This window comes from Streptomyces sp. NBC_01198 (genome assembly GCF_036010485.1).
In the GTDB taxonomy this organism is placed as follows: domain Bacteria; phylum Actinomycetota; class Actinomycetes; order Streptomycetales; family Streptomycetaceae; genus Actinacidiphila.
Genome location: NZ_CP108568.1, coordinates 2,148,604 through 2,173,172 on the forward strand (window position 1 = coordinate 2,148,604; position 24,569 = coordinate 2,173,172).

Genomic DNA, 24,569 nt, shown 5'->3' on the forward strand with positions numbered 1-24,569 from the left:
AGCGGACCGGCCGCCGAACCGGCGCCGCAGAACAGCACCGCGGGGGTGGGCTGATGGGCCTGGGAAGTCTGGTCAACAAGATCGGCGACGGCGGCGAGAAGCTGCTGGGCAAGGCCAAGAAGAAGGCCGGCGACCTGATCGACGACGGGGCCCACGCCGTCGGCGACGGCCTGGACCACGTCGGCCTGCACGACGCGGCGGACTGGGTCGACGACCACGGTGACTCGATCGCCGACCACCTGGGCGCGCATGTCGACGAGCAGCAGCTCGGCCAGAGCGAGGACCCCAAGGAGCTGGTGCACGGGGACTCGACGAAGATACGTGAGGTCGCCGGCCACCTGAGCCGCTTCCACTCCGCCTTCGACACCGGCCACACCGGCCTGACCCACCTCGACCCGGGCAGCTGGGAGGGCGCGGGCGCCGAGGCCTTCCGGTCGAAGTTCGCCCCGCAGCCCGCCAAGTGGGCCAAGGCGGCGACCGCCTGCCAGGACGCGTCGAACGCGCTGGAGCACTACGCCTTCACCGTCGACTGGGCGCAGGGCCAGGCCAAGGAGGCGGTCCGGCTGTGGAAGCAGGGCACCGACGCGCGCAAGAGGGCCGCGGACGCCTACAACGCGAAGGTCGACGAGTACAACAAGGACCTGGCCAGCTACAAGGATCTGGTCGACGGCAACGACGACCCGGGCAAGCCGCCGGTCGCCCCCGGCGCCTTCGTCGACCCCGGCGCCGCCGACAAGAACCACGCCAAGGAGATACTCAACGCGGCCCGCAAGCAGCGCGACACGGTCGCCGGCGAGGCCGGGACCAAGGTCCGCGCGGCCACCGCGCTCGCACCCGCCAAGCCGGACTTCGCCGACCGGATGAAGAGCGACGGCGGCGACTTCCTCACCTCGATGCCGATCCAGGCCGAGCACTTCGCCGGCGGGCTCATACGCTCCGGCACCGACATGCTGAAGTTCGTCCGCGGGCTGAACCCGTACGACCCGTACAACATGACGCACCCCGCGCAGTATCTGACCCACCTCAACTCCACCGCCGCCGGCCTGCTGGACATGACCGCGCACCCCGAGCGGCTCCCCGGCGTCCTGCTGGGCACGGGATGGGGGTCCGACGGCTCCGAGGCGGGCGGCCGGCTCGTCGGCAACATCCTGATGGCGATCGCCACCGACGGCGGCAGCGCCGGCGCCAAGGCCGGTGTCGAGGGTGCGGGCAAGGAGGCGGCCGAGCAGGCCGCGAAGGACGCCGCGGAAAACGGCGGCAAGTGGAAGAACCTCGCGAAGGCCACCAGCGACGTCAAGGGCAAGGCCTTCCACCAGGGTTCGATGACCCCGGCAGAAGAGGCGCAGTTCCTGCACGACGAATACCCCTGGCTCAAGGACGTCAACGAGACGGGCAAGCCCGGCTACACCGACAACTGCTCCAAGAACGTGGAAGCGGTCAACGAGCGCCTCGACGGCATGCCATCCAAGGCCACCCCGCTGCAGTCGCCCCAGTGGCCCAGCCCCACCAGGCTCGGCAACCCCAGCGCGCAGTGGGAGAACGTCAAGAGCTACGACGACATCATCAACGACATGAACGCGCGCGGCGACGGCTCGCGCGGCGTCGTCTACATCAACCGCGGCGGCAGTGCCCACGTCTTCAACGTGGTCAAGGACAGCAACGGCGTGGTCTTCCTCGACGGGCAGAGCGGCCGGCTGGCCGACCTCGAAAAGGGCGTTTCGATCCAATACATGCCGTACAAATAGCCTGGACGACCCGACCCTTGTGTGACGCTTGACCGACCCCACCGGGCGCGGCCGCCAGTGCCGGCCCGGCGCACAGCGAAGAAAGGTGCACCTGTGATGACCGAGGAGGAGGCGCTCGCCGCCGCCTGGGCGTTCCTTCGGGACAGGTACGGCGACGGGCCGCCGACGATCGTGATCGAGCCGGGGAGCACCGCCGAGTACCGGCTGGCCTGGACCGTCCGCTTCGACTCGCAGGAGCACATCGACACCGGCGACTTCACCCAGGCGCCGATGGTGCGGGAGATCGTGGTGTTCAAGGACGGCTCGCTGATCGGCTTCACGCCCAGCGCGCTGAGCACACCGGACGCCACCGCCTGGTTCGAGGACGGCGTCTGGCCGGAGCGGCTCGCCCAGCTGACCGACCCCCGGGTCTTCGGGACCCAGTGGACCGGGCAACCCCCCGCCACCGGAGCGTGAGGGCATGACCGACCCGTATCAGCTCGCGCACGACTGGGTGCGGTCCGGCTACGACGTACCGGTGGACGTCCAGCGCGCCCCCGTCGCCGAGACCCCGCAGACCTGGGTCTTCACCGTGGCGCCCCGCGCGGTGGCCGGCGCCTCCCGGGCGGCCGCGCCGCTGCTCACGTCGCTGGTGTGCGTGCCGAAGAACGGCATGCCGCCCTTCCACCCGGCCACCGACGACCCGTGGGGCGACCTGGCGGACTTCGAGCGCGACCCGAAGCCCAGGATCCCCTCCGAGCAGGCCCGCAGGACGAACGCCAGGGGTGCGGTGCTCGCCGCGCACGCCATGGTCGGCGGGGCGCCCGCGTCGGCGCTGCCCTGGCAGTCCGTACACGAGGGCCCCACCTGGTGGGACGACTTCCTGCTGCGGTACTTCCCCACCGCCGAGGTCGGCCCGTGCCCGGACTGGGACACGGTGATCGCGGCGGTCGAGGAAACGGGCCCGGGCACGGCGGGCGTGGTCTGGGTACGCCGTGAACTGCACGGCGCCGAGGCGACCGGCCACCTGCTCTACGCCCACAACAAGGACGGCCAGGTCGCGCTGCTCGACCCGCAGGCGCGGCGGCTCGCCCGGCTGGAGACCGAGAACGTACGGGAGATCGTGCTGGCCAGGATCCCGCCGGCGGCGGAACCGGCGGCCCCCGTACAGGCGGGCGCGGCCGGCGGGTCGGCCACCGTACCGGCCGGGCGCGAAGCGGCGGACCTGGCGTCGGCGGTGCGCGCGGCCGAGGCGTGGCTGGAGAAGGTGCACGGCGGTGAGGTCGTTCTCGTGGACCCCTCCCCCGCCGACGAGAGCAGCCGCGGCTGGCTGTTCGCGTGCAACACCCGCGCCTTCCTGGCCGACGGCAGCCCGCAGCACGCGATGCTGGACGCCGCGCTGGTGGTGCCGAAGGACGGCTCGGTGCCGTTCGGGCTGCCGAACTCCGACCCGTGGACCTGGTTCGACCGCTGGGACCAGGGCGCGCAACCGGGCGTCGACGGCTTCCCACTGCCGCCAGAGCCGGGACCCGCGGCATGGTTCGCACCGACGATGGGCCCGCTCGGCGCGGTGCTGTCCGTCACCCACTTCACCGACTGGCAGACCCTGCTGGCCGGGGTGATGGAGATGCCGGTGGGCTCGCGGTCCGTGGTGTGGCTGCGCAGGAACGACCGGCGCGGCCGTGAGTCGGTCGGGCTGCTGTGCGTCGCCGCGCAGACCGAGACCGGCCTGGCCCTCATCGACACCGCCAGGGACGCCCCGGCGGAGCTGGAGTACGAAGGCGTACGGTCGCTGCACCTGATTCAGTACCGCTGAGGGCCGTAGGCGCCCGCGTGCGGGCGCCGTTCCGGGTTCGCGGGATCCCGCACCTTCGGGTGGATCCCGCGGCTCAGGAGCGGCGCCTGCGGTCCCGCAGCGCCACTGACGTACCGACGATCAGCAGCAGGGTCACCGCCATACCGCTCACCACGTAGGCGGCGATGCGCTTCTGCCGCTGCCGCGCGGGATCCCCGAACGTCAGCGCCGCCGGCACGACTCGGTCCTGGCCCTTGAGCACGCCGGGGTCGGGCTTCGGCGCGTCGATCGGCTTCTGATCGTCGGTCAGCGCGCGGACCGGGTCGACGACGCCCCAGCCGACCAGGGAGTTGTGGCCCAGCGAGGTGCGCTGCGCGGTCTGCTCGATCTGCGCGATGACCTGCGGCGCGGTCCAGTGCGGATGCTTGGCGCGGATCAGCGTCGCGACACCCGCCACATAAGGTGCGGCGAAACTGGTGCCGTTGTCCACGCACTGGCCGCCGCCGGGAACGGTGGAGAGCATGTCCACGCCCGGCGCCGCCACGCCGACGAATTCCCCCGACTGGGAGAACGTCGCACGCTCGTTGTTGCGGTCCGAGGCACCGACCGCGAGCACGCCGTCGTAGCCGCCGGGGTAGGTGGTACGGGCCACGCCGTCCGCACCGTCGTTGCCCGCGGAGGCGACGATCACCACGTCGTGGGCCACCGCATTGGCCACGGCGTCGCGCAGTTGGGGAGTGCTGCGCGAGGTGTCCTGCGAGATGTTGATGACGCGGGCGCCTGCATTGACGGCCTTCCCCAGCGCCGCCACCAGGTTGGGCACCGTACCGGTGCCGTCCTCGCCCGCCTGCCGGATCGAGATGATCGTCGCCGCGGGAGCCAGTCCCACGAAACCGGTGGAGTCCGCCCGGCGGGCGGCGATGATGCCGGCCACCTCCGTCCCGTGCCCTACCGGGTCGGTGGTGCCGTGGCCCTTGTCCTTGGGGTCTATCAGGTCGACGCTGTCCGCGCGGTCCACCGCCCCGGCCAGCTGGGGGTTCTCGACGTCCACTCCGGAGTCGATCACCGCGACCTTGACGTGCTCACCCTCGGTGCTCTGCCACAACTGGTTCTGCAGCACGCGCTGCAACGACCAGGGGATCTGCTTCACGGACGGCGCGGGGAAGGTGCACTGCCCGTCGCCGTCGAGCGGCTCGACGGCGTGCGGCGTGTCAGGCCGGACGGGCGAGGCGGCCGCGGGTGTCGCTCCGCCCAGGATCACTCCCGGCAGCAACGCCAGCACGGCCGCGGTGGCAGCCACGGACACGGCACGCCGGTGCGGCGGCCCTGCAACCCTCACGACGCCTCTCCTCGGCCCTTACGCCCCAAGTGCCCCGGCCCGCCGCCGACCCGCAGGTCGGCCGCCACGACGGGCGGCCGGCGCGGGTCGGCCGCACGGCCGGTCTGTTTCAGCCGAAGTACGACGCGGCCTTCTTGTCGGCCGCGTTGTAGTGACCGCTGGCGATCTGCACCTTGCTCGCGATCGACTCCAGCACGTCGTGCATGTGGTGCGTACGGTTCGCCCACTCGTTCGCGACGGCGTGGAAGGCGTTCTGCGCGTCGCCTTCCCAGTACGCGGCGACCGCGCGGACGCGGGTCAGCAGGTTGTCGAGGTCGGTCTCCAGCTGACCGGCCTGCTGCTTGATCGCACCGGCGGCCTCGTCGAGCGAGGAATATGTGACCTTGAGTTCACCGGGATCGGACATGATTACCCCCCATGGAAGTAGGTGATACGGCTCGTGGCGTGATGGTCGGAGACCAGGTCAGAGACCGGCGATGCCGCTGCCCGCAGCGCTGCCGTTGATGTCGATGCTCTTCATGTCCTGGAGGACGTCCTCATCGGTCGAGCCCGAGGTGATGTTCGTGTCGTGCACGGCGTCCTTGATCTTGTTCAGCAGGATCGCCAGCACACGGTGGTCCTCGTTGATCAGGCTCTGCTGCGAGTTGAAGGCGTTGGCACCGATACCCCGCCAGTGGCCCTCGAGGTTGTCGATCACCGTCTGGAGCGCCTTCACCTGGCGGTCCATCGAGCCGACCATGTCGTAGATGTCGGTTTCCAGCTTGGCCAGCGAGGCCGCGGTGACTTTCATTCCGGCAGTCATGGTTTCTGCCCCTCCCCCATGCAATCGCGTGTACGTCGTCGCGGGCGAATACGTTACCCGCTCACTCTAGCCACAACACCTGCTGATCCCAACAGGGCGAACAATGGTCCCAGTTGCTCCTAGTAAGGAGGCGGTGGTGGAGGCGGCCGGTATCCACCATACGGCGGCTGCTGCTGCGGTGGCAGTGGCGGTTGTAGCGGTTGCGCCACAAAGGCCGCGGCGGCACCGCGGCGGCGCCGACCGCGTACGGCCAGAGCCGTCCCGGCCGCCGCCAGCACGATCACCGCGGCCCCGGCCGCGATCCATGGCGCCGAACTACCGCCCCCGCCACCGGAGTCCGCCCCGTCCGCGATCGCGGAGTCGGACGACTTGGCCGAGGGCGCGGGAGCCGCGGTACCGGTGGCGCCGGACGTCGGCGTCGCCGACGGCTCCGCGGTCTGCGCCCACCCCTCGTGCTCCGCCAACGGGTAGACGTCGGCGGGCCCGGGGTCCCCGGGCGTCTGAAGCGCCACGCGGGGCCGCACCGCGCCATACCCGATCGAGTCATTCCGCTCGGCCCCGTCGGTGGGTTTCGAGGCGGTGTTGAGCAGCACGCGCAGGACCTGGTTGGCGGTCCAGGTGGGGTGCGCGGACCAGACGAGGGCGGCGGAGCCGGAGGTGAGGGCGGAGGCGTCGCTTGTGCCACTGCTTGTGTTGACGCAGTGGGGGCGGATCCCGCTCGGGCAGGCCTTCGAGATGTTGTCGCCAACGGCGGAGAGGTCTACTTGGGGGCCCTTGTTGGACAGCGCCAGTGCCTTTCCGTTGCGGTCCAGCGCACCCGCACCAACAACTCCACGACTGGCGGCGGGGTACTGAACAGGGCTGCCTTGTTCGCCGGAGTTGCCCGAACCGGCGATGATCAGCTTGCCCTTGGACCTTGCATAGTCCACGGCGTCCTGCAGTCCTGCGACATCCTCAGGCCTTAGAGATGTAGCCGGTACAGCCTGGGAGATGTTGATGACCTTTGCCTGGCTATCGGCAGCATAACGAAGCGCTTTGTCCAACTCCAGGGTGAACGACTCCGCGCTCGCCGCCTCGTTCGTGTCGCGGGGATCGTTGAGGATTCTGATCGGCAGAATCTTTGCCTTCGGGGCCACACCAATTGCCCCAGTTCCCCCGTCAGCAGCCCCGGTCCCGGCGATGAGGCTGGACATGCCTGTACCGTGACCGATCTTGTCGTCATAGGGCGAATCCACAGGATAGGTAAAGCTCTTCCCGTCGAGAACCTGGCCCCTCAGATCGGGGATCGTTCGATCGACACCTGTGTCGATCACAGCAACCGTGACGCCTGCACCTTCGCTGATCTTCCACGCTTCCGACAAACGCATGGCGTCGACATGCCACTGCATTTCACGCACGGTCTGCGCCTGCGCGGGCAGCGCCCCGACGCTGAGCGTCAGGGCGCCACTCGTGGCGATGACAGCCAGGGCACGTTGTACCCAGGTACGGGCCCGGCGTTTCATCGCTCTTCTCCTCGCGGTGCGGCTTGGTCGGATCGCCGTCGAGTCAGTCGATAACGGGCGGTGCGACATCATCGCGGGTCGGGATCCAGTCGTCCTCTTCGATCAGGTGATCCGGACGGCGGCCTTCGCGCCGTCGGTTGCGGTCGGAGGAGCGGCTCGCGCCGGGAGCGAACTCACTGGCAGGCGTACGACCCACCACTCCGCCGGGCTCGCTCGCCAACCTGCCGGCGCCGCCTCGGTTCATGGCACTGCGGCCACCCACGCCAGGGCTGCCGCCTTCCGCCATTCCACCGCCGGGCAGCCGGGCAGCGGCGCCCCTGCCGCCGATGACACTGCCACGGGGGACTTGGCCCTGAGTACGGCCGCCGAGCATTTCGGCCTCGGTCGACGGACGGCCACCGTAGATACCGTTGGTCGTACTCCGCCGCATCGGCGGAGCGGCGCCGATCTCCTCAGCAGGCGACCCCGTGATGTTCCGTGGGTTGAACGGGCCGGTGGTAGCGCGCGATCCGCCGGCCGTGTTGATCGGCTCGACGCCGCCTACCCGGTTCGGCAGCCTCGGGTTGAGACCGCCGAACTGCTGGTTCTCGTTCGGGATCGGCTGCAACGGGGTCCCGAAGCTGGGGCCGCCGGTGATGGGACCGGGACCACCACCGGTATTCGGCGACAGCGGGCTCGGCTGCGGTGCCGTCGCGACCGGAGCCAGGGGTCCGGCCGACTGGATGTGCGTGACCGGCGGCGCGCCGTCGTCCGGAGCTGTTGCGACCGGGGACCCGGTCGTGGACACGTGCGACACATCGCTGCCGGAGATCGACACCTTCTGCAACCCGCTGTGGTCAGCGGGCTTCACGGAGTGCGACGAGCTGCTGCTACTGCTCGAACTGTAGGGCGATACCGAACCCGTCGAAGAGCTGTAGTGCGATGGGTCGATTGCTCGCGCGTCTGGCGGCGGCACAAACGTCGCCGGCATCGGCGGATACGTCGGCGGCTTCTCGTTGTTGATGATCGCCGCCGAGAAGGAGTACGACTGCGCCAGCTTGTGCATCTGGTCCGCGGCCTGGATGCGGGCCGTCTCCAGTTGCGTGTGGGCCTGCGAGATCTCCTTCTGGCCGTCCGGGTCGTGGCGGGCGGCGGGGTCAGCGTGGAGGGCCGTGTACGTGGCTTTCGCGCCGGCCGGGACCTTCGGGATGTCGCGCTTGACCGTGCGCAGCGTGTCGGCGGCAGCCGTCAGTGCCTTGCCGGTGGAGTCGGCGTAGTCGCCCAGCGCCAGCGTGGACTTGGCGACGTTCTTGCCCCACTCCTTGAAGGCGGCGCCCGACGCGCCTTCCCAGTCGACGTAGGCGATGTTGTTGTTGAGGTCGTTGCCGACCTGGTTGATGCTTGCCACAGCCGCCGAGAGGCGGTGACCAAAGCCGGCGAGTGCCTCGGGGTCGGTGTGCTGGACCATGTCCAGCATCGCCTCGTGCGAGAACGACTCGAAGTCCGTGTGGGAGAAGTCGAGCGCCTTCTCGATCGTCTTCACCACGTTGCCGAACAACCCGCCGGGAGTGCTCCCTGACTGCGCGGTCATGTTCTGCCCCCGTCTTCCGTTGCGTTGTTGTCCGTGCGGCTGGTCATCCCACGCCTCCGCTGCCTGCCTGCGAGCCGTCGCTGCCGTGGTCCGGCGCGGAGGCCTTGGCGGGCGGCTCCGCGGTGGCGTGCTTCGGCGCGTTCGGGTCGAGGGCCGGGTTGTAGGCCTGCACGATCTGGTGGTTCAGGTCGAGGAGTTTGCGCTGGGTGCCGAGGTCGACGTTCTGGAACGTCGAGTGTCCGATGTGCAGCGAGAGGCTCATGGCCTCGATCTGGTTGTTCAGCGTCAGTGACAGCTGCTCCAACTGACCGTGGACGTAGCTGTACGCCTTCATCAGGTCCTCGGCCTCGCCGAACCCGGTGCCGATCTGTGCCGACTTCACCGGCTCCTCACCGATCCGCTTCGGCGAGGCCTGCGAGCCGTCGAGTTCTTCGAGCAGTCCGTCCACGCGGGACTTGAAAGTGCGCAGGTCCTGCAGCGCAACGTGCAGGCTGCCACCCTCTGGTGCTTCCATTCGAACGTCGCCCCTCCCCCGTGACACCGGTGGCCACAGACACCACCTGATTCGAGTTTACCCGTATCTTGGCCCGTGGTGCGGTCAGGATCCTTGCGGTTGTGCAGCACTTGCCGTATCCAACGCGGGCCCTTTCGGGAGAAGTTCGGACCAGACGGACGGGATCGCGGTCGGCTTGACGTCCTGGTAGCCGAGTCGCACGGCAGCCTGGTTCGCCTCCTGCTTGGAATTGGACGCCTTGTTGGCCGCGGAGCTGTCGTTGTTGATCGAGACGGAGTACCGCAGTCCGGTGTCGGTGACCAGGAACAGGGAGCCACCGGTCATGTCGGTGCCGCTCACCTGCTGGTAGAGCAGGCCGCTGCCGGGTGTCACGTAGGCACTGCTCGCGCCCTCGACGATCTGCTCGGGGTAGTCCTTGCCCGCCCACAGGGTGAGTTGGGGCGAGGCTGCCGCGGTCGCACCGCCGTGCAGCACGCTGCAGGAGACATCACGGGGTGAATCCCCGCCCAAAGTGTTGACGCGGGCGGGATCGCCCTGCGGCCAGTCGCTCGGCAGGAAGCGCGGCTGAGGACTGACCGGGATGCTGGTCTGCACGGGTGCGTCCTGGGAGTTGACCTGGAGCAGCAGCAGCGACGCGAAGCGGCTGATCGGTGCGACGCCGTCCTGGGTGACGACGTAGTACTCGTAGCCCGCTCCCGAGACGGCCCGCAGGACGGTACCGACCGTGGACTTCCCGCTCGGCACCCCGACGACCGTCCGCTGCTCGCCGTGGCCGGGGATCTCCGGAAACACGATGGGGGTTCCGGCGTGCAGCGAGGCGAGCCAGGTGTCGGAGACGTTCTGCGGTTGCAGGCTCTCGCCGAAGATGGTGCGCCGCAACAGGCCAATCCTGTCGGCCTTGCTGTTCTTCGAGTCCGGACCGCCCAGCTCGAACTTGGTGCCGTGGGCGTCCACGAGGTACTGCACGCCGTCCTGGTCCTGCACGTAGAGCACCTGGTCGCCGTGGAGCGCGGACGGGCTGCTCATCACGGCCGCCTCGTCGCCGCCGAGCACGAACACCGCCTGCTGCGCGGCGTGGCTGCTGCCGCCGCCGGGCCGGTCGCAGACGGCCCAGACCTTCGCCTTGGCCGCGTCGGCGGCGCTGGGCAGCCGGTCGGGCGCGTAGGGGATCCCTATGGTGGCGCCGTGCTTGAGTCCGCTGTGGTCGAGCACGGACTCCTTGACCTTGATGACGTCGTAGGCCCCGGGGTCGAGCAGCAGCCGGGCCGACGCCATGTTCAACACCGGGTGGAGCACGGGCTTGTGGGTGTCGACGTCGTTCAGCACGACATAGCGCGTGGTGGATTCGTCGGCGACGATCACGTGCTTGCCGGGTTCGTCCCAGCCGTGCGGCACCGAGGGACTGATCAGTCCCCAGGCGCCGAAGCCCGCGAGCAGCACGGCGCCGATGACGATGCCGGGCATCAGGGTGCGCAGCGGCCGGGGGGCCCCTTCGTCGGAGCCGGCGGGGCTGGGCTGCAGAAAGGCCGCCACCACGCGTTTGCGCGCGAAGGTGTAGGCGTTGAGCTGTTCCTTGCGTGAGGCCATCGTTCCGCTTTCCCCCCGGGTGACGTCCACTGGGACCCGCTGCCCTCGGGCGCCGTGCCGTCGCGTTGGCAGGGTCGGTCCCCTACTATGCCGGGTGCGCCGCATGTCCTACGACACCGGTACGGTGAGCGGACATTATGACGCCGCACGACGGAGGGCGCAGGGGGATGACCACCGCAAGCACAGCACGGCGTGATCGCAGGCACGGTCCGGCACCGGCCGCGCTGCACCTGAGTTCGCGCCCCGGGCGGATCGGTGTGCTCCGCTTGCACCAACTGGCCCTGGTCGAGGTGGCCGCAGCGCTGGTGCTGATCGGTGCGGCGGCCGGGCGGGCGGTGATGGTGCCCTGCGCGGTGGCGGCGGCCGTGCTGGTGGCCGCGGCGGTACTGCGTCGGCGGGGCAGGCCGCTTCCTGAGTGGCTGAGCAGTGTGATGGCGATGCGCCGCCGGCAGCGTGAAGCGGCCAGGGAGGCGACGCGGGAGGCGGGGACGCCGGGCGTCGCGGCAACCGCCCCGGGGGCGGGGCTCATCGACCCGGCTCTCGCGCCGATCACCGAGTGCGATCCCGCGCTGCGCACCTACACCTTCTCCGGGCGGCGGCGGGAGCGCAGCGTAGGAATGGTGGGCGACGGTACGTTCCTGACGGCGGTGCTGCTGGTGCAGTCGCGGGACGAACCGCTGCGTACCGCAAGGCCGATGCCGCTGGGGCTCCTCTATGACGCCCTGGAGGTCGACGACATCACGCTGGCGTCGGTCCAGGCCGTGCAGCACGTCCAGCCCGCACCGGCGCCGCACCTTCCTCCGCAGGCGGTCGCGGCGGTGTCCTACGGACCGTTGCAGGCGCAGTACGGGACGCCGGCGATCCGCGTGACCTGGGTGGCGCTCAAGCTGGACCCCGAGCTGTGCCCGGAGGCCGTGCTGGCCCGCGGCGGCGGCCTCGGCGGAGCCCAGCGGGCGGTGTTGCGGGCGGCTGACCACCTGGCAAGCAGGCTGGCGGGGGCCGGTTTCGAGGCGTCCGTACTGGACGAAGAAGAGCTGACCGCGGCGCTTGCCACCTCGGCGGGCGTCAACCCGCTGGCGACCGCGCTGGCCGGGCGGATCGGCACGGGGCAGCGCAGGACGCTGGAGCGCAGCCGCGCCTGGCGGTGCGACGACCGCTGGCACACCACGTACTGGGTGGGGCGCTGGCCGCAGGGCGGCGGCGCGCTGCCCACCGCCCGTACGGTCACCGCCCTCACCGCGGTGCCCGCGATGGCCGGGAGTTTCGCCCTGACGCTGAGCCGCGGCACGGGCCAGACGCCCGCGCTCAGCGCGTACGTACGGATAACCGCCCGCGACGACCGCCAGCTGACGACGGCACGCCGGGAGTTGGAGCGGGTCGCCCGGCGGCACAAGGTGGGCCTCGTACGCCTCGACCGCGAGCAGTTGCCCGGAGTGCTGGCCACGCTGCCGCTGGGAGGGACCAACTGATGACGACTCAGCCGACGCAGCAGGGTCCGCGTCCGGGCTTCAGGCCCGAGCCCGACCAGAGCTTCCCCCAGCAGCGCAGAACGGCCAGGCCCGGCTTCGGGCTGCGCGGCCCGCGCCGCGACCGGCACGGGCTGGCGGCGTCGCAACTCGACGCGATGTCGCTGCCGCTGGGCGACGACGGGGTGGTCTCGGGTATCGACGAGGCCGGCAATCCCGCGGTCCTCGGCCTGTTCCGTCCCGCACAGCTGGACGTGGTGGTGATCGGCAGCGTGTGGACCGCCCAGGTGCTGGCGCTGCGCGCGGTCGGCACCGGCGCGCGGGTCGCCGTCGAGTCGGCCCGCCCGCAGGTCTGGACGCCGCTCGCGCAGGCCGCGGGCGGCGGGCAGCAGTGCATGACCGTCCACGACGTGAAGGAACTGCCGTCGCAGGGCCCGACGGTGTCCAGCCCGGTGCTGGTCGTACGGGACTGCGGTACGTATCCGCCGCGCAGCCGCCTGGCCAAGGCGCCCTGGCAGGCGGTGCTGACGCTGCTGCCCTTCCTCGGGCCGCAGGCGCCCAGGCTGCTGGGCGAGGCCGGACTCGTCGGCATCCAGCGGGTCTCCCCGCAGGAGGCGGAGATCCTGGCCAAGGCGCTGCGGCTGACCCGCGAGGAAGCCGCGGCGCTGCCCGCGCTCGGCGACGGGGTGATGCTCTGGGGGACGCCGCAGCACCGGCAGTTCGTCCTGTTGCAGCCCACCGACGCGGAGGTGGGCCTCCTGGGGGAGGCCCGTCGCATCGACTGAACCCGGGCGGCGGAGTGCCCCGCGCATCGCCGCCGGTGCGGCGCTTGAGGCGCCGGTCTCGCTCGGGCTGGTGGGGCGCCGCTGTTGCGGTGGCCGGAGTTGAGCCCCGTCAAGGGGTGCCATGTGCTGCGGCGTTGCGGCCATCGCCTGCGTCAAGGCTGGGGGACGGCCTTCCCCGCACGCCTCACCCGGTGCCGTCCGCCCGGGCGTTGCGATCTTCGCCTGCGTAATGGCTGGGGGCGGTGGTTCTCGCCCGCAGCACAGGGTGCTGATTGTGGAGGGGTTGCGGCTTTCACCCGGGGCGTCGTTGCGCGCGTAGTGTGGGGTGAGTCGCACTGGTACAGGGGTGCGGGGATCGAACCACATCGTGCCGGGGGATGAACGCGGCGCCCAACAGCCGTTAGCGGGACGCGCCGGTGTGGGAATGAGGGAAGCGGGAGCGGACGGCCTGACGGCGGACGTGCCCCGGCGATTAGGCTGTCCGTCGAGAGCGGCAGGGCAGTGGCGAAGGGCGCTTGCCCTGCGGCGCACGGGGCGGGGAGCCGGCTACAGGTAGCTCCTCGACGCAGACCGGGAGGCACAGTGAACAGCGATCGGGACGACAACCGCGCGGGCGGGGCCGCCCCTGTCGAGGAACCGGCCGAAGGCGACGTGACGGGCGAGTACCGCTTCGACTTCACCCCGCCGGCCTGGTACATGCAGAACGGCAGCGGGAGCGGCGACGCGGCCGCCCAGGCACCGCAACCGCCGCAGCAGCCGCAGCCCGAGCCCGTCGAGACGCCGGACCCTGCGGAGCCCGAGGCGCCGGACGCGCCGGAGCCGGGTGTGCCCGCGGCCGAGGACGTGACGACGCGCGTGCCGGTGCGGGAGATGCCGCCGCCGCGGACGGCGCAGGAACCCGCGGCAGGAATCACCCCGTTGGCGGGCGGTGCTTCGTGGTCGGCGTCGGCCGACTCCGAGGCCGGGGAGCCGGAAGCGCCGAGCGCCGCACCCGAGCGCCCCGTATGGTCCGGCACTCCGGTGTCGCCCGTCGCGCCCGAGCCCGTTCCCGTTCCCGTTCCCGTTCCCGTTCCCGTTCCCGAGCAGGCGATCGTGCCGGACTCCGCACCCGAACCCGCACCCGAGCCGCAGTCGGCGTCGGCGGACGAGAGCGACGCGGAGTCGCGGGGCGATCTGGTGGCCCGCGAGACCGTACGGTTCTCGCCCGCGGCGCTGCGCCAGGAGATCGAGGAGCGGGCTGGCGTGAAGGTCGAGGAGGTCGCCGGCGAGGACCTGCGGCCGGCCCGACCGGAGTCGGCCGAGGAGCCGCAGGACGCCAGGCCCGCGGACGCGGCCGCGGAAGTCGCCCCGGCCGGACCGGCGGACGCCGTTCCGGCCCCGGCGCCCGTGCCGGATGCCGCGCCGCCCGCGAACAGCGCGCCCGTGTGGACCCCGCCGGCGCCGCCCGTTGCCGAGCCGGCGCCTTGGGCGCCGGTGGCGCCGCAGAGTGCGGTGCCACCGCTGCCGCCGCACTTCGAGCGTGCGGAACCGCAGTATCCGACTCCGGAGAGCTCGCAGTCCTTCCCCTCTCCGGTCGCGCCGCCGCCGGTCGGCCAGGCCGGTCCGCCGCAGGGTCAGCCCGCGGCCTACCCGCCGCCCGCGCCCCCCGGTCCCGCTCCGTACCCGGCTGCGGGCTTCCCGGCGCCTGAGACGCCCGCCCAGCCCGCCCCGCAGGGCGGGTACGGCTTCCCGCCGCCCGCACCCAACCTGCCCGTGACTCCGGCCCAGCCCGACCCGCACGGGGGTTACGGCTTCCCGCCGCCGCCCGCGCCTCCGCGGGCCGCCCAGGGCGGCTACGGCTTCCCGCAGCAGCAGCAACCACAGCCGCCGCAGGCGTACGGCGCCGTCCCGACCGGGCTGCCGCAGCAGCCACCCCGGCCGGCGGAGAGCAGGCCGCTGCCCGCACAAGGGGGTTACGGTTTTCCGCCGCCTCCGCAGCCCGGGCACCCGCAGTCCGTGGGGGCGGAGCCCGAGGCGGCGGGGCCGCTGCCGCCGCTGCCCGCGCAGGGCGGTTACGGCTTCCCGCAGCAGCAGCCGCCGCAGAACCTTCCGGCGCCGTACGCCCAGCCTCAGCATCAGCAGCCGCAGGGCCAGGGGATCGACCCGCGCCAGGGCAGTGCCCCGGCCGCGCCGCCGGCGCAGCCGGGTCCGGTGGACCCGCGCTCCGGGGGCTGGCCCACGGTGACGCCCGACCAGCGGCAGCGCACCACTCAGGGTGGGGCGCCGCTGGGGTACACGGCGGCCGTGGAGCTGTCCTCGGACCGGCTGCTGCGCAACCAGCCGAAGCCGCGGAAGCCCGGCGCGAACGCGCAGCCGAGCCGGTTCAAGATCGGCGGCAAGAAGGAGGAGGCGGAGCGGCAGCGGAAGTTGGAGCTGATCCGCACTCCTGTGCTGTCGTGCTACCGGATCGCGGTGATCAGCCTCAAGGGCGGCGTGGGCAAGACGACGACCACGACCGCGCTGGGGTCGACGCTGGCGAGCGAGCGGCAGGACAAGATCCTCGCGATCGACGCGAACCCGGACGCCGGTACGCTCGGCCGCCGGGTGCGCCGGGAGACCGGTGCGACGATCCGCGACCTGGTCCAGGCGATCCCGTATCTCAACAGCTACATGGACATCCGCCGCTTCACCTCGCAGGCGCCGTCCGGCCTGGAGATCATCGCCAACGACGTGGACCCGGCGGTCTCGACGGCGTTCAGCGACGAGGACTACCGGCGGGCCATCGACGTGCTCGGCCGCCAGTATCCGGTCATCCTCACCGACTCGGGCACGGGTCTGCTCTACAGCGCGATGCGGGGCGTGCTGGATCTGGCCGACCAGCTGATCATCGTGTCGACGCCGTCGGTGGACGGTGCCTCCAGCGCCAGTACGACGCTGGACTGGCTGTCGGCGCACGGTTACGCCGATCTGGTCGCGCGCAGCATCACGGTCATCTCCGGGGTGCGCGAGACCGGCAAGATGATCAAGGTCGAGGACATCGTGTCGCACTTCCAGACCCGCTGCCGCGGTGTGCAGGTGGTGCCGTTCGACGAGCATCTGGCGGCGGGCGCCGAGGTGGACCTCGACATGATGCGGCCCAAGACCCGGGAGGCGTACTTCAACCTCTCCGCGATGGTCGCCGAGGACTTCATCCGCGCCCAGCAGGCGCAGGGGCTCTGGACGGCGGACGGCCAGAACCAGCCGCCGCACCTGGCGCCGCCCATGCCGGCTCCGTACGGGGCACCCGGCCCGTACGGCGGCGCCCCGGCGGGCTACCCGGGGACGGAGCAGCCGGGGCAACCCGGTCAGCCGGGGCAGCCTGTACAGCCCGGCCGGCCCGCTCAGCCGCCCTACGCCCAACCGCCTCATGGCCAGCCGCCGTACGGTCAGCCGCCGTACGGTCAGCCGCCGTACGGTCAGCCGATACCGCCGGGGCAGACCCCGCCTCCGCCGTACGGCGGTCCGCCGCAGGCAGCTCCGCAGCCGTATCAGCAGGCCGAGCCGAAGGCGCCCCCGCCGCCGCAGCCCTTCCAGCCCCAGTCGCCGCAGCCGCAGACGCCCCAGCCGCAGCAGGGCTGGCCGCCGCCCCAGCAGCAGCCCGAGCAGGAGGGCTACGGCTACCCGCCGCCCCCGCCGCAGCAGCAACAGCAGTAGGGCCGGAAACAGAAGCGGTCACCGGGCCGCCGTCGTGGGTCTCCACGGCGGCGGCCTGTGGCGTGTACGGGGCCCGGCGCGGCGACTACCCCACCGGGCGTATGCGGGGTCCCCCCGGGGATGCAGCGGCGGCGATGCAGAATCCGCCTGTGGGCCGTCGCGTGCCGCGGGGTTCGAAGCGGACGATGGAGACATCCTGATCGACCCGCTCCGACACACGACAAGAGGTCCCTCCCATGATCGAGACCCACGCCCCGACCGAACGGCGCGACAGGCGTGCCGCCGTGACCGAGCTGAGTTTCCCCGCCCCGCCGGACGCGGTGACCGCTGCGCCGCGGTGGCGGCGGCGACGCCGGCCGCGCGGCAGCTCGGGCGGCAGGACGCGGGACGGTGACGGCATCACCTATGCCGTGTGGTCCTCGGGCGGGCCGCCCGTCGCAGCGGCGGAGGGTCCGGCACCGCCCACCGGGGTCTCCGCCGACCTACCCGCGGTCCAGCGGCCGTTGCGCGGCAGCGGGTCCCAGACAGTGGAAGCCGCGCCGGGGCAGGCAGCACGGCTGGAGGTGTGGGCCGAGCGGGTGGCCCGGACGGGATATGCCCGGGTCGCACGGTGGGTGCGGCTGTCGCCGCCCGCGGTGGACGCGGTCTTCGCGGTGGGGCTGTTCCTGGCGACCACGGCCCTGATGCGCCGGCCCCTCCAGGATGATCCACGGCTTATGGCGGTGCACGCGGCGCTGGTGCTGCCGTTGATCTGGCGGCGGCGCGCACCGACGGCGGTGTTCTGCACCCTCGCGGGTGCGGCCCTGGTGCAGTGGTCCATCGATCTGCGGACCCCGAGCGATGCCGCGCTGCTGATCGCGCTGTGTGCGGTGGCCGCCTACAGCAGCAGGCGCCGTGCACTGCTGGCGTTCGCCATAGTCGAAGGCGGCATCCTGCTGGCGACGCTGCGGTGGTCGGTGCACGACCGGGGCACGGGGACGTTCGTGTCGCTGTCGGCGATGGCGACCGCGGCCATGGTGCTCGGGCTCAACATGCGCAGCAGGCGCGACCGGTTGGCGGCGCTGGAGGACCGGGCGGTGCGGCTGGAGCGGGAGCGGGACCAGCAGGCGCGACTCGCGGTCGCCGGGGAACGGGCCAGGATCGCCCGGGAGATGCACGACATCGTGACGCACAACCTGTCGGTGATGGTGGCGCTCGCGGACGGTGCGGTCTTCGCCGGGCGGCGGGATCCGGATCGGGCGGCCGTCGCGATGGAGCAGGTGTCGGCGACCGGGCGGCAGGCCATCACGGACATGCGGCGCTTCCTCGGGCTGCTGCGGGCGGACGAACCGGACGCGTTGCGGCATCCGATGCCGGGTATCGGCCAGCTGCCTCCGCTGGTCGAGCAGGTGCGGGCGGCAGGGCTGCCGACCCGGCTGCGGGTCGCGGGCGATCCGGCGGCCGTGCCGATCGCGGCCCAGCTGACCGTCTACCGGCTGGTCCAGGAGGCGTTGACCAACTCCCTCAAACACGCGCCGGCCGGGACCAGTGCCGATGTGCGGGTCGGCTGCGCGCCGGAGGCGGTGACGGTCACGGTGACCGACGACGGCGCGGGGTCACCGCCGCCCGATCCCGCGGGGTCCGCGGGGCACGGGCTGCCCGGGATGCGGGAGCGTGCAGCGGCCTACGGTGGCCGGCTGACGGCGGGGCCGCTGCCCGGCGGCGGGTGGCAGGTGGCCGCCGTTCTCACTCTGACTACTCCGGAGGCGTTGTGACCGCGGAATCCGCACCGCCCGCGGCCGCCCGGCCCGCGGAAGGGTCCGCGCCTGGACGGGCGGCGCCCGGCGAGGAGGTGGCGGCGCCGGTGATCCGGGTGCTGTTGGTGGATGACGAGCCGCTGCTGCGGATGGCTTTCACGATGGTGCTGGACGCCCAGGCGGACATGCAGGCGGTGGGTGAGGCCGGGGACGGCGCGCAGGCGGTGCGGCTCACACGGGAGTTGCAGCCCGACGTGGTGCTGATGGACGTCAGGATGCCCGGCACGGACGGCATCGAGGCGACGGCCAGAATCATCGAGAGCTGCCCGCGGTCGAGAGTGCTGATCCTGACGACGTTCGATCTGGACGAGTACGCCTTCGCGGGCCTGCGGGCCGGTGCGTCGGGGTTTTTGCTGAAGAACGCGCTGCCCGGGGAGTTGCTGGCGGCGATCCGCTCGGTGGCAGCGGGGGATGCGGTGGTGGCCCCGCGGATCACCCGGCGGCTGCTGGAGAGTTTCGCGCACCACCTGCCTGCCCCTGGCGGCGCCGAGGGGACGGGGGCGGACGCGCGGCTGTCGCGGTTGACGGCCAGGGAGCGCGAGGTGCTGGTGGAGGTGGGCCGCGGGTTGTCCAACGCGGAGATCGCGGCGTCGCTGCATCTGGCGGAGGCGACGGTGAAGACGCACTTCAGCCGGGTGCTGGTCAAGCTGGAGCTGCGCGACCGCGTGCAGGCGGTGGTCTTCGCCTACGAGACCCGGCTGGTCCGCCCGGGCTGAGGGTCCTGCGGCCGGGTGCGGAGGCCCTCCACCGTGAGGTCGAGGACGCGGTCGGCCCCGGCCTGGCTGCCGGCGCCCGGCGGGGTCCGCCGGAGCACACCGAGCTGCAGCCCGTGGCGGCCTGACCGCTCTAACCGTCGGAGCGGGTCGGCTGCTTGGCGGCCCCGATCAGGTCCCTGGCCCGCTTCACGTCGTCGGCCATCCGCTCCAGCAGCGCCTCGACGGTGTCGAACTTCTCCATCCCGCGCAGGAAGGTCAGGAAGTCCACGGCCACGTGCAGGCCGTAGAGGTCCAGGTCGACCCGGTCGATGGCGTAGGCCTCGACGGTCCTCGCGGTGCCGTCGAAGGTCGGGTTGGTGCCGACCGAGATCGCCGCGGGCATGGCCTCGTCGCCGACGTGCAGCCATCCGGCGTAGACGCCGTCCGCGGGGATCGCGGTGTGCGGCAGCGTCTCGACGTTGGCCGTGGGGTAGCCCAGGTCGCGCCCGCGCTGCGCACCGCGGACGACGACGCCCTCGACCCGGTGCGGCCGCCCCAGCACCTCCGCGGCGCCTTCCATGTCGCCCGCACCGATCAGCCGCCGGGTCAGGCTGGAGGAGAACGGCTCGCCGCCGCCCGCCGCGCCGCTCATGAAGAGGTCCACGACCTCCAGTTCGTAGTCGTACTTCAGCCCGAGCGCGGACAGGAAGTCGACGTCACCGGCCGCCTTGTGGCCGAAGCGGAAGTTCGGGCCCTCCACCACCAGCCTGGCGTGCAGGCCGTCCACCAGGATCGTGCGGACGAACTCGCTCGGCGAGAGCTTCGAGAATTCGCTGGTGAAGGGGATGATCAGCAGCGCGTCCACGCCGAGTGCGGCGACCAGCTCCGCCCGGTGGTGGTGGGCGGACAGCAGCGGCGGGTGACTGCCCGGCCTGACCACCTCGCTGGGGTGCGGGTCGAAGGTGACCACCACCGACGGCAGCCCCAGCTCGCGTGCCCGCTCCACCGCCCGGCCCATGATCAGCTGGTGACCCCGGTGGACGCCGTCGTAGGAGCCGATGGTGACGACGCAGCGTCCCCAGTCACCGGGAACGTCATCCAAGCCCCGCCAGCGCTGCACCTTGACGCTCCGCTTCCTCGCCGAATCTCTGACATTCGCTTTTCTGCAGAGCCAAGACTGCCATGCCCGTGGCCGGGGGCGCGCCCCCGGGCTGATCGGCCCGGGCCCGTCGCGGCGCCCGCACCCCGTCTGGCCGCCTCCCCGGCCGCCCAGGAGGAGCGGGCCCCTTGGCCGGGCCCCGCCCGCGCGTCCGGTGCGGAACGGGTCTCCCCTTCGAGCCGGGGACGGCAAGGCTCGCGGGCACCGGCTCAGACCTGGCGGCAGAGGCGGTGGCGGGCGCTGGGGCCGAGCAGCGGATCCCAGGTCGCGGTGTCGGTGAGCCAGCTGAGCAGGAGGCCGGCGAAGTCAGGTGTGGCGGCGGCGAGTTCGACGATGCGGCGGTCGAAGCGGGCAGCGCCCTCGGGGGTGCGGCCGAGGAGCAGGGCGAGGCGGCGGACCAGCTCGTGGGTCAGCGGCGGCGGGCGGCGGCCGGCCCCGTCGGCCGCGGCGGTCAGCAGGGCGTCCAGGACGTCGGGGTCGCGTTCGCTCTCCAGGGCCGCGTCCAGCAGTTCCTGGCGCAGCGGCCGGGACAGGTGGCTCCCGGGGGCGGCGAGCACCGCAAGCAGGGCGCTGCGGACGGCCGGCGGGTGGTCGCGCAGCAGCGCGGTGGTCAGCGGCAGGACGACCGCCCGCACCCCGGGGCCCTGTTCGAGCCGCAGGTCGAGGAAGCGGGCGACGGCCGCCGCGCCCGCCGGGCGGTGCCGCAGGTGGTCCTGGACCAGTGCCGCGGTCCTGCGGGCGAGCGCCGGAGCGGTGACGGCGGCCATCTCCGCGAGCAGGTCGGCGTCGTCCTCGCCGGGCTCCGCGGACCGCAGCCGGGCCTGGAAGGCGGCGAGCACCGGCTCGGGGTGCGTGGCCAGCGCTGCGCCGAGCGCGCCGGCCAGCAGCCGTGGGTCGCCCGCGGCGAACCGGTCGAGCGCGGCGGGCAGATGGCGGGCCCGGGTGGCGGGGTCGCGGACGAGCATGCCCAGGGCGGCGCCGTGCAGCGAGCAGTCGCCGGGGCGGGCGAGGATGGCGAGGGCGGCGTAACGGAGCAGTTCGCGGTCGGCGTCGGAGCGGGCGGCCAGCGCGGCGCGCGGGCCGTAGGCGGCGGCCGCCACATGCCGGCCGGGGCGCGGGTCGTGCGCCCAGCGGTCGACGGCCCGGCAGAGGGCTGACGGCTCGTCCTCCACGAGTGCTGCGAGCAGTTCGTCGGCGCCCGGGTGCGCCGCGGCGACCAGAGCCTCCGTCAGGTCGTCCAGGGCGAGCCCGCGGTGGGTGTGCAAGAGAGCCTGCGCGGCCGATGCGACGGTCAGCCGTGGCCCGTCCAGACCCGGCGGGGCCTGGAGCGGCCGGTCGTCGTCGAACCACCCGCAGATGGCGGGCAGCACCTCGGCCGGGGAGTCGCACAGCAAGTCGGCGACGGCGGCCAGGAAGCGGTCGGCGCGGTCCGGCAAGCCGGGCGGCCCGTCGGCGGGCAGCAGCAGCCGGAGCAAGTCGAGCCGCTCGGTGACCGGCAGGCGCACCCGGCGCCAGAACCACGGCCCGAAGTCGCCGAGGCCGGCCATCCCCTCCGGGGTGAAGCCGCCGCGCTCCACCGCCCGCACGGCGGTCCTCTCGGCGAGGTCGCGCAGCACCTCGCGGCAGACCGTCGCGTCCGGCAGCCGCAGCAAGACCTCGCGCAGCAGGTGCGCCGCCCACCACAGCGCGTCGCCGCGCCGCTCGGCCGGTCCCGGCAGGGCGGGGCGCCCGGCCACCGACACACCGCGCGGCCAGCCGCCGTCGTCCGGCTCGTGCTGCCGCATCGCACCGGGTGCGGCGTCGGGGCGGGCGGCCCTGCGCGTGCGGGGGTTGGGCACCGTGTCGGCGTCCAGGTCCGCCGGGGGCGGCGGCGGTGCGGGCGCCTTGCGCGGAGTGCAGCGGGTGGGCGGCGGCGTCCTGTGGTCCAGCGCCTGGGCCAGCTCCGCCAGGTGCCGCGCCAGGACGTCGGGCCGCGCCAGCAGCAGCGCCTGGACGACGGGACCCGCGCGGTGCCGGGGCACCGGCAGCGAACGCGGCCCCGCCGGGGCGACCGGCGGCGCCTCGGGTACGGGGGGCGGCTGCCCGGCGCGCGCGGCAGGGCGGGACGGCAGCCGTACGGGCGCGTCGGCCGAGCCCGCGGCCGGTACGGCGAACCAGCGGTGGACCAGCGCGTGCAGCGCCGCCCCGAGGTCCAGGTGCATGGCCTGCAACCAGTCGGCGGCCTCCTCGTGGGCGAAGCGGTAGCCCGCGCCCGCGGGGACGAGCAGGCCTTCGGTCAGTACCGCGGACGCCCAGCCCGTACGCCACGGGAAGAGCTCCTCGAAGGCCTCCCGGTCCAGCTCGCCCTGGCCAGGACCGAGGCAGCGGCGGGCCGCCTCGTGCACCTGGCCGGTGACCCGGGCCGCCAGCCGTCGCACCCCGGTGCCGCGCACCGGCGGTTCTGCGGCTGCTGCCAGCCGCACGGCGATCCGCAGGCACACCAGGTCCAGATGCGCGGCGAAGACCTCCACCCGTGACGGAGTCCCGTCCACGCCCCCCGGTACGGCCGCGCGCACCTCCGAGAGCAGCCGCAGTGCCAGCGGATGCGCCTCGTCGGTACTGCCGAGCGCGCCTTCGGGCACGCCGTACCGCTCCCGTGCCGCCGCGGCCTGCGCCGCGTCCAGGTCGCCGAGGCGCACGCACGGCGGCATCTGCTGCCCACCGTCCCCGTGCGGTCCGGCCGCCGGTCCGTGCAGCAGCGCGGCGGGCAGCAACCGTCCCGCCTGGTCCCAGAACTCCGGCCGGCAGGCGACGACCAGCCGGGCCGCACCCGCGCGCAGCCAGCTCGCGGTGCCCGCGGTCCAGTCCGGAAGGGCGTGGGCGAGGACCGGGGGCATCTCCTCGGGGGCGTCGAGCACGATCAGCAGCGGGCGCCCGGCGGCCCGCGCGAGGCCGGCGATGGCGTCGGGCGAGGCGTAGAGCGGCTCGGCGGTGGTGGCGGCGCCGACGATACGGGCCGCGGTGCGCAGCGAGCGCTCCACCGCGTCCTTGATGCCGCCGTCGGCGGGGCGCAGCTCCGCGCCGCGCAGCCACACGGTGGGCGCGGGCAGCGCGCCGCGGGAACGGCGGGCGGCGAGCCGGGCCAGCTCGGTGCTGCGCCCGGTGCCCGGCTCGCCGACCAGGCCGAGGATCAGCGGGGCGCGCTCGTCGCGCGCGGCGAGGAAGCCCCGTAGGGCGTCGGCCACCTCAGGCCGGGTGACCGGCTCGCGCCATTCGGCGGGGCCGGACGCGGTGCCGACGGAGGTCGCGGCGAGCTGGAGCGCGCCCGCGAGGTTCAGGTGCGGGCCGAAGCCGGGCACGGTCGCGGCGTTGCGCGCCAGCAGGTCGGCGAGCGGGCGCGGGGCCCCGGCCGGGCGCAGCGGCAGCGCGAAGCCGGCCGCCCGGTGCCCGGCGTGCAGGGCCGTCGCGACGACGCCGAGCACCGCGCCGGTCAGCGCGTCGATCACCGGCGCGCCGGACGCCTGTGGCGGGACGCGGCTCAGGTCGGTGCCGTCCAGGGCGAGTTCGTAGACGTCCTCCAGCAGGTGAAAGCGGTCGGTCGCGGTGTACGTCACCGTGGCGGTGCCCAGCACCGAGCCCTCGGTACGCTGCGGCAGCCGCACCCGTATCCGCCGGTCGGGGTGCGCGGGGCCGCCGGGCGCCACCGGGAGCGGCGGAACGGCCAGCCCCTCGGTGGCCACCAGGGCCAGGCCCTGCTCGGGGAGCGGGGTGATGGCGGCGGCCTCGACCAGGCACAACTGCCCCCCGGGGGCGTGCAGGACGAGGCGGGCGAGGCCGTCGACGGCCTCGTGGCTGGTCACCATCGTGCCGTCGGCGTCGGCGAGGAAGCCGGTGCCGCGGGGGCGGCCTGCGAGGTCGCACACCCGGACGAGTACGTCGTCCGGTCCGTTCCCCGCCGCGCCCCGTGTCGCCGACGCCATCCGGGCACCCCCTCCCGTTGCCGCGCCCAATTCGTCCCGCTTCGACGGTAGTGTGCGCATGCGTCTTTTGGGGCGGGTGAGGTCGGAAGGCGCCCCTTCCGCGCCCGGCCTTCACGCCGAGCGCCCCGCCACCCGGGTGAACATCGCTAGCGCGCGCCTTTTTTGGGGGTGCCACTTGCGGTGGCCTCGCTGCCCTCCCCCGGC

Annotated in this window: 17 protein-coding genes; 8 read left to right on the forward strand and 9 right to left on the reverse strand. The window is 73.0% G+C overall.

The annotated features are described in order from the left end of the window. Positions 1 to 53: 53 nt before the first annotated feature. The 3 genes from OG702_RS09550 to OG702_RS09560 all read left to right on the forward strand — a co-directional run bounded on the left by OG702_RS09550 (position 54) and on the right by OG702_RS09560 (position 3,540). Positions 54 to 1,745 carry a putative T7SS-secreted protein gene (locus tag OG702_RS09550; RefSeq protein ID WP_327288417.1) on the forward strand — a complete coding sequence of 564 codons (1,692 nt, stop codon included), beginning with the start codon at positions 54 to 56 and terminating at the stop codon, positions 1,743 to 1,745. A gap of 96 nt (positions 1,746 to 1,841) precedes the next feature. Next, positions 1,842 to 2,201: a YrhB domain-containing protein gene (locus OG702_RS09555; protein WP_327288418.1), complete on the forward strand. Its 360-nt coding sequence runs from the start codon at positions 1,842 to 1,844 to the stop codon at positions 2,199 to 2,201. 4 nt (positions 2,202 to 2,205) lie between these two features. Continuing rightward, the gene (locus tag OG702_RS09560; RefSeq protein ID WP_327288419.1) at positions 2,206 to 3,540 is read left to right on the forward strand and encodes a YrhB domain-containing protein; all 1,335 of its coding nucleotides are present in this window, start codon (positions 2,206 to 2,208) and stop codon (positions 3,538 to 3,540) included. Positions 3,541 to 3,613: 73 nt separating this feature from the next. Here OG702_RS09560 and mycP (OG702_RS09565) read toward each other — a convergent pair whose 3' ends face one another. The 7 genes from mycP (OG702_RS09565) to eccB all read right to left on the reverse strand — a co-directional run bounded on the left by mycP (OG702_RS09565) (position 3,614) and on the right by eccB (position 10,833). Continuing rightward, entirely contained in the window at positions 3,614 to 4,858 is a 1,245-nt protein-coding gene (gene mycP / locus OG702_RS09565) for a type VII secretion-associated serine protease mycosin (RefSeq protein ID WP_327288420.1), read from the reverse strand. Between the two features lie 109 nt (positions 4,859 to 4,967). Further along, entirely contained in the window at positions 4,968 to 5,264 is a 297-nt protein-coding gene (locus OG702_RS09570; protein WP_327288421.1) for a WXG100 family type VII secretion target, read from the reverse strand. A 57-nt stretch (positions 5,265 to 5,321) separates the two neighbouring features. Further along, complete coding sequence (locus OG702_RS09575; protein ID WP_327288422.1) at positions 5,322 to 5,660, reverse strand: WXG100 family type VII secretion target; 339 nt, start codon at positions 5,658 to 5,660, stop codon at positions 5,322 to 5,324. Positions 5,661 to 5,779: 119 nt separating this feature from the next. Continuing rightward, positions 5,780 to 7,162, reverse strand: coding sequence for a type VII secretion-associated serine protease mycosin (gene mycP / locus OG702_RS09580; protein ID WP_327288423.1), 1,383 nt, complete (start codon positions 7,160 to 7,162; stop codon positions 5,780 to 5,782). A gap of 43 nt (positions 7,163 to 7,205) precedes the next feature. Beyond that, entirely contained in the window at positions 7,206 to 8,732 is a 1,527-nt protein-coding gene (locus OG702_RS09585; RefSeq protein WP_327288424.1) for a WXG100 family type VII secretion target, read from the reverse strand. Between the two features lie 43 nt (positions 8,733 to 8,775). Beyond that, positions 8,776 to 9,246, reverse strand: coding sequence for a hypothetical protein (locus OG702_RS09590; RefSeq protein ID WP_327288425.1), 471 nt, complete (start codon positions 9,244 to 9,246; stop codon positions 8,776 to 8,778). Between the two features lie 84 nt (positions 9,247 to 9,330). Then, positions 9,331 to 10,833, reverse strand: coding sequence for a type VII secretion protein EccB (gene eccB, locus OG702_RS09595; protein WP_327288426.1), 1,503 nt, complete (start codon positions 10,831 to 10,833; stop codon positions 9,331 to 9,333). Positions 10,834 to 11,000: 167 nt separating this feature from the next. Here eccB and eccE point away from each other — a divergent pair, with 167 nt between their 5' ends. The 5 genes from eccE to OG702_RS09620 all read left to right on the forward strand — a co-directional run bounded on the left by eccE (position 11,001) and on the right by OG702_RS09620 (position 19,268). Further along, positions 11,001 to 12,302: a type VII secretion protein EccE gene (gene eccE / locus OG702_RS09600; protein WP_327288427.1), complete on the forward strand. Its 1,302-nt coding sequence runs from the start codon at positions 11,001 to 11,003 to the stop codon at positions 12,300 to 12,302. Next, positions 12,302 to 13,084 (forward strand): hypothetical protein, encoded by a 783-nt coding sequence (locus OG702_RS09605; protein ID WP_327288428.1) that lies wholly within the window; start codon positions 12,302 to 12,304, stop codon positions 13,082 to 13,084. The genes eccE and OG702_RS09605 overlap by 1 nt, the downstream gene beginning before the upstream one ends. Before the next feature lie 582 nt (positions 13,085 to 13,666). Continuing rightward, positions 13,667 to 16,756: an SCO5717 family growth-regulating ATPase gene (locus OG702_RS09610; RefSeq protein ID WP_327288429.1), complete on the forward strand. Its 3,090-nt coding sequence runs from the start codon at positions 13,667 to 13,669 to the stop codon at positions 16,754 to 16,756. Positions 16,757 to 16,992: 236 nt separating this feature from the next. Then, complete coding sequence (locus OG702_RS09615) at positions 16,993 to 18,510, forward strand: sensor histidine kinase (RefSeq protein ID WP_327288430.1); 1,518 nt, start codon at positions 16,993 to 16,995, stop codon at positions 18,508 to 18,510. Positions 18,511 to 18,599: 89 nt separating this feature from the next. After that, entirely contained in the window at positions 18,600 to 19,268 is a 669-nt protein-coding gene (locus OG702_RS09620) for a response regulator transcription factor (protein ID WP_327293160.1), read from the forward strand. Positions 19,269 to 19,398: 130 nt separating this feature from the next. On the opposite strand, the gene OG702_RS09625 is transcribed toward OG702_RS09620, so the two are convergent. Together OG702_RS09625 and OG702_RS09630 are read right to left on the reverse strand one after the other, a co-directional pair. Then, a complete protein-coding gene (locus tag OG702_RS09625) occupies positions 19,399 to 20,367 on the reverse strand; it encodes a bifunctional riboflavin kinase/FAD synthetase (RefSeq protein WP_327288431.1) in 969 nt (322 codons plus the stop codon). Positions 20,368 to 20,615: 248 nt separating this feature from the next. Next, a complete protein-coding gene (locus OG702_RS09630; RefSeq protein WP_327288432.1) occupies positions 20,616 to 24,365 on the reverse strand; it encodes a trypsin-like peptidase domain-containing protein in 3,750 nt (1,249 codons plus the stop codon). Positions 24,366 to 24,569: the final 204 nt, after the last annotated feature.

Coding starts and splice junctions, on each gene's coding strand:
- OG702_RS09590 (WP_327288425.1), bottom strand. CDS start 9,246: ATGGAAGCACCAGAGGGTGGCAGCCTGCACGTTGCGCTGCAGGACCTG.
- OG702_RS09575 (WP_327288422.1), bottom strand. CDS start 5,660: ATGACTGCCGGAATGAAAGTCACCGCGGCCTCGCTGGCCAAGCTGGAA.
- mycP (WP_327288423.1), bottom strand. CDS start 7,162: ATGAAACGCCGGGCCCGTACCTGGGTACAACGTGCCCTGGCTGTCATC.
- OG702_RS09630 (WP_327288432.1), bottom strand. CDS start 24,365: ATGGCGTCGGCGACACGGGGCGCGGCGGGGAACGGACCGGACGACGTA.
- eccB (WP_327288426.1), bottom strand. CDS start 10,833: ATGGCCTCACGCAAGGAACAGCTCAACGCCTACACCTTCGCGCGCAAA.
- OG702_RS09615 (WP_327288430.1), top strand. CDS start 16,993: ATGATCGAGACCCACGCCCCGACCGAACGGCGCGACAGGCGTGCCGCC.
- eccE (WP_327288427.1), top strand. CDS start 11,001: ATGACCACCGCAAGCACAGCACGGCGTGATCGCAGGCACGGTCCGGCA.
- OG702_RS09570 (WP_327288421.1), bottom strand. CDS start 5,264: ATGTCCGATCCCGGTGAACTCAAGGTCACATATTCCTCGCTCGACGAG.
- OG702_RS09560 (WP_327288419.1), top strand. CDS start 2,206: ATGACCGACCCGTATCAGCTCGCGCACGACTGGGTGCGGTCCGGCTAC.
- OG702_RS09605 (WP_327288428.1), top strand. CDS start 12,302: ATGACGACTCAGCCGACGCAGCAGGGTCCGCGTCCGGGCTTCAGGCCC.
- OG702_RS09555 (WP_327288418.1), top strand. CDS start 1,842: ATGACCGAGGAGGAGGCGCTCGCCGCCGCCTGGGCGTTCCTTCGGGAC.
- OG702_RS09585 (WP_327288424.1), bottom strand. CDS start 8,732: ATGACCGCGCAGTCAGGGAGCACTCCCGGCGGGTTGTTCGGCAACGTG.
- OG702_RS09550 (WP_327288417.1), top strand. CDS start 54: ATGGGCCTGGGAAGTCTGGTCAACAAGATCGGCGACGGCGGCGAGAAG.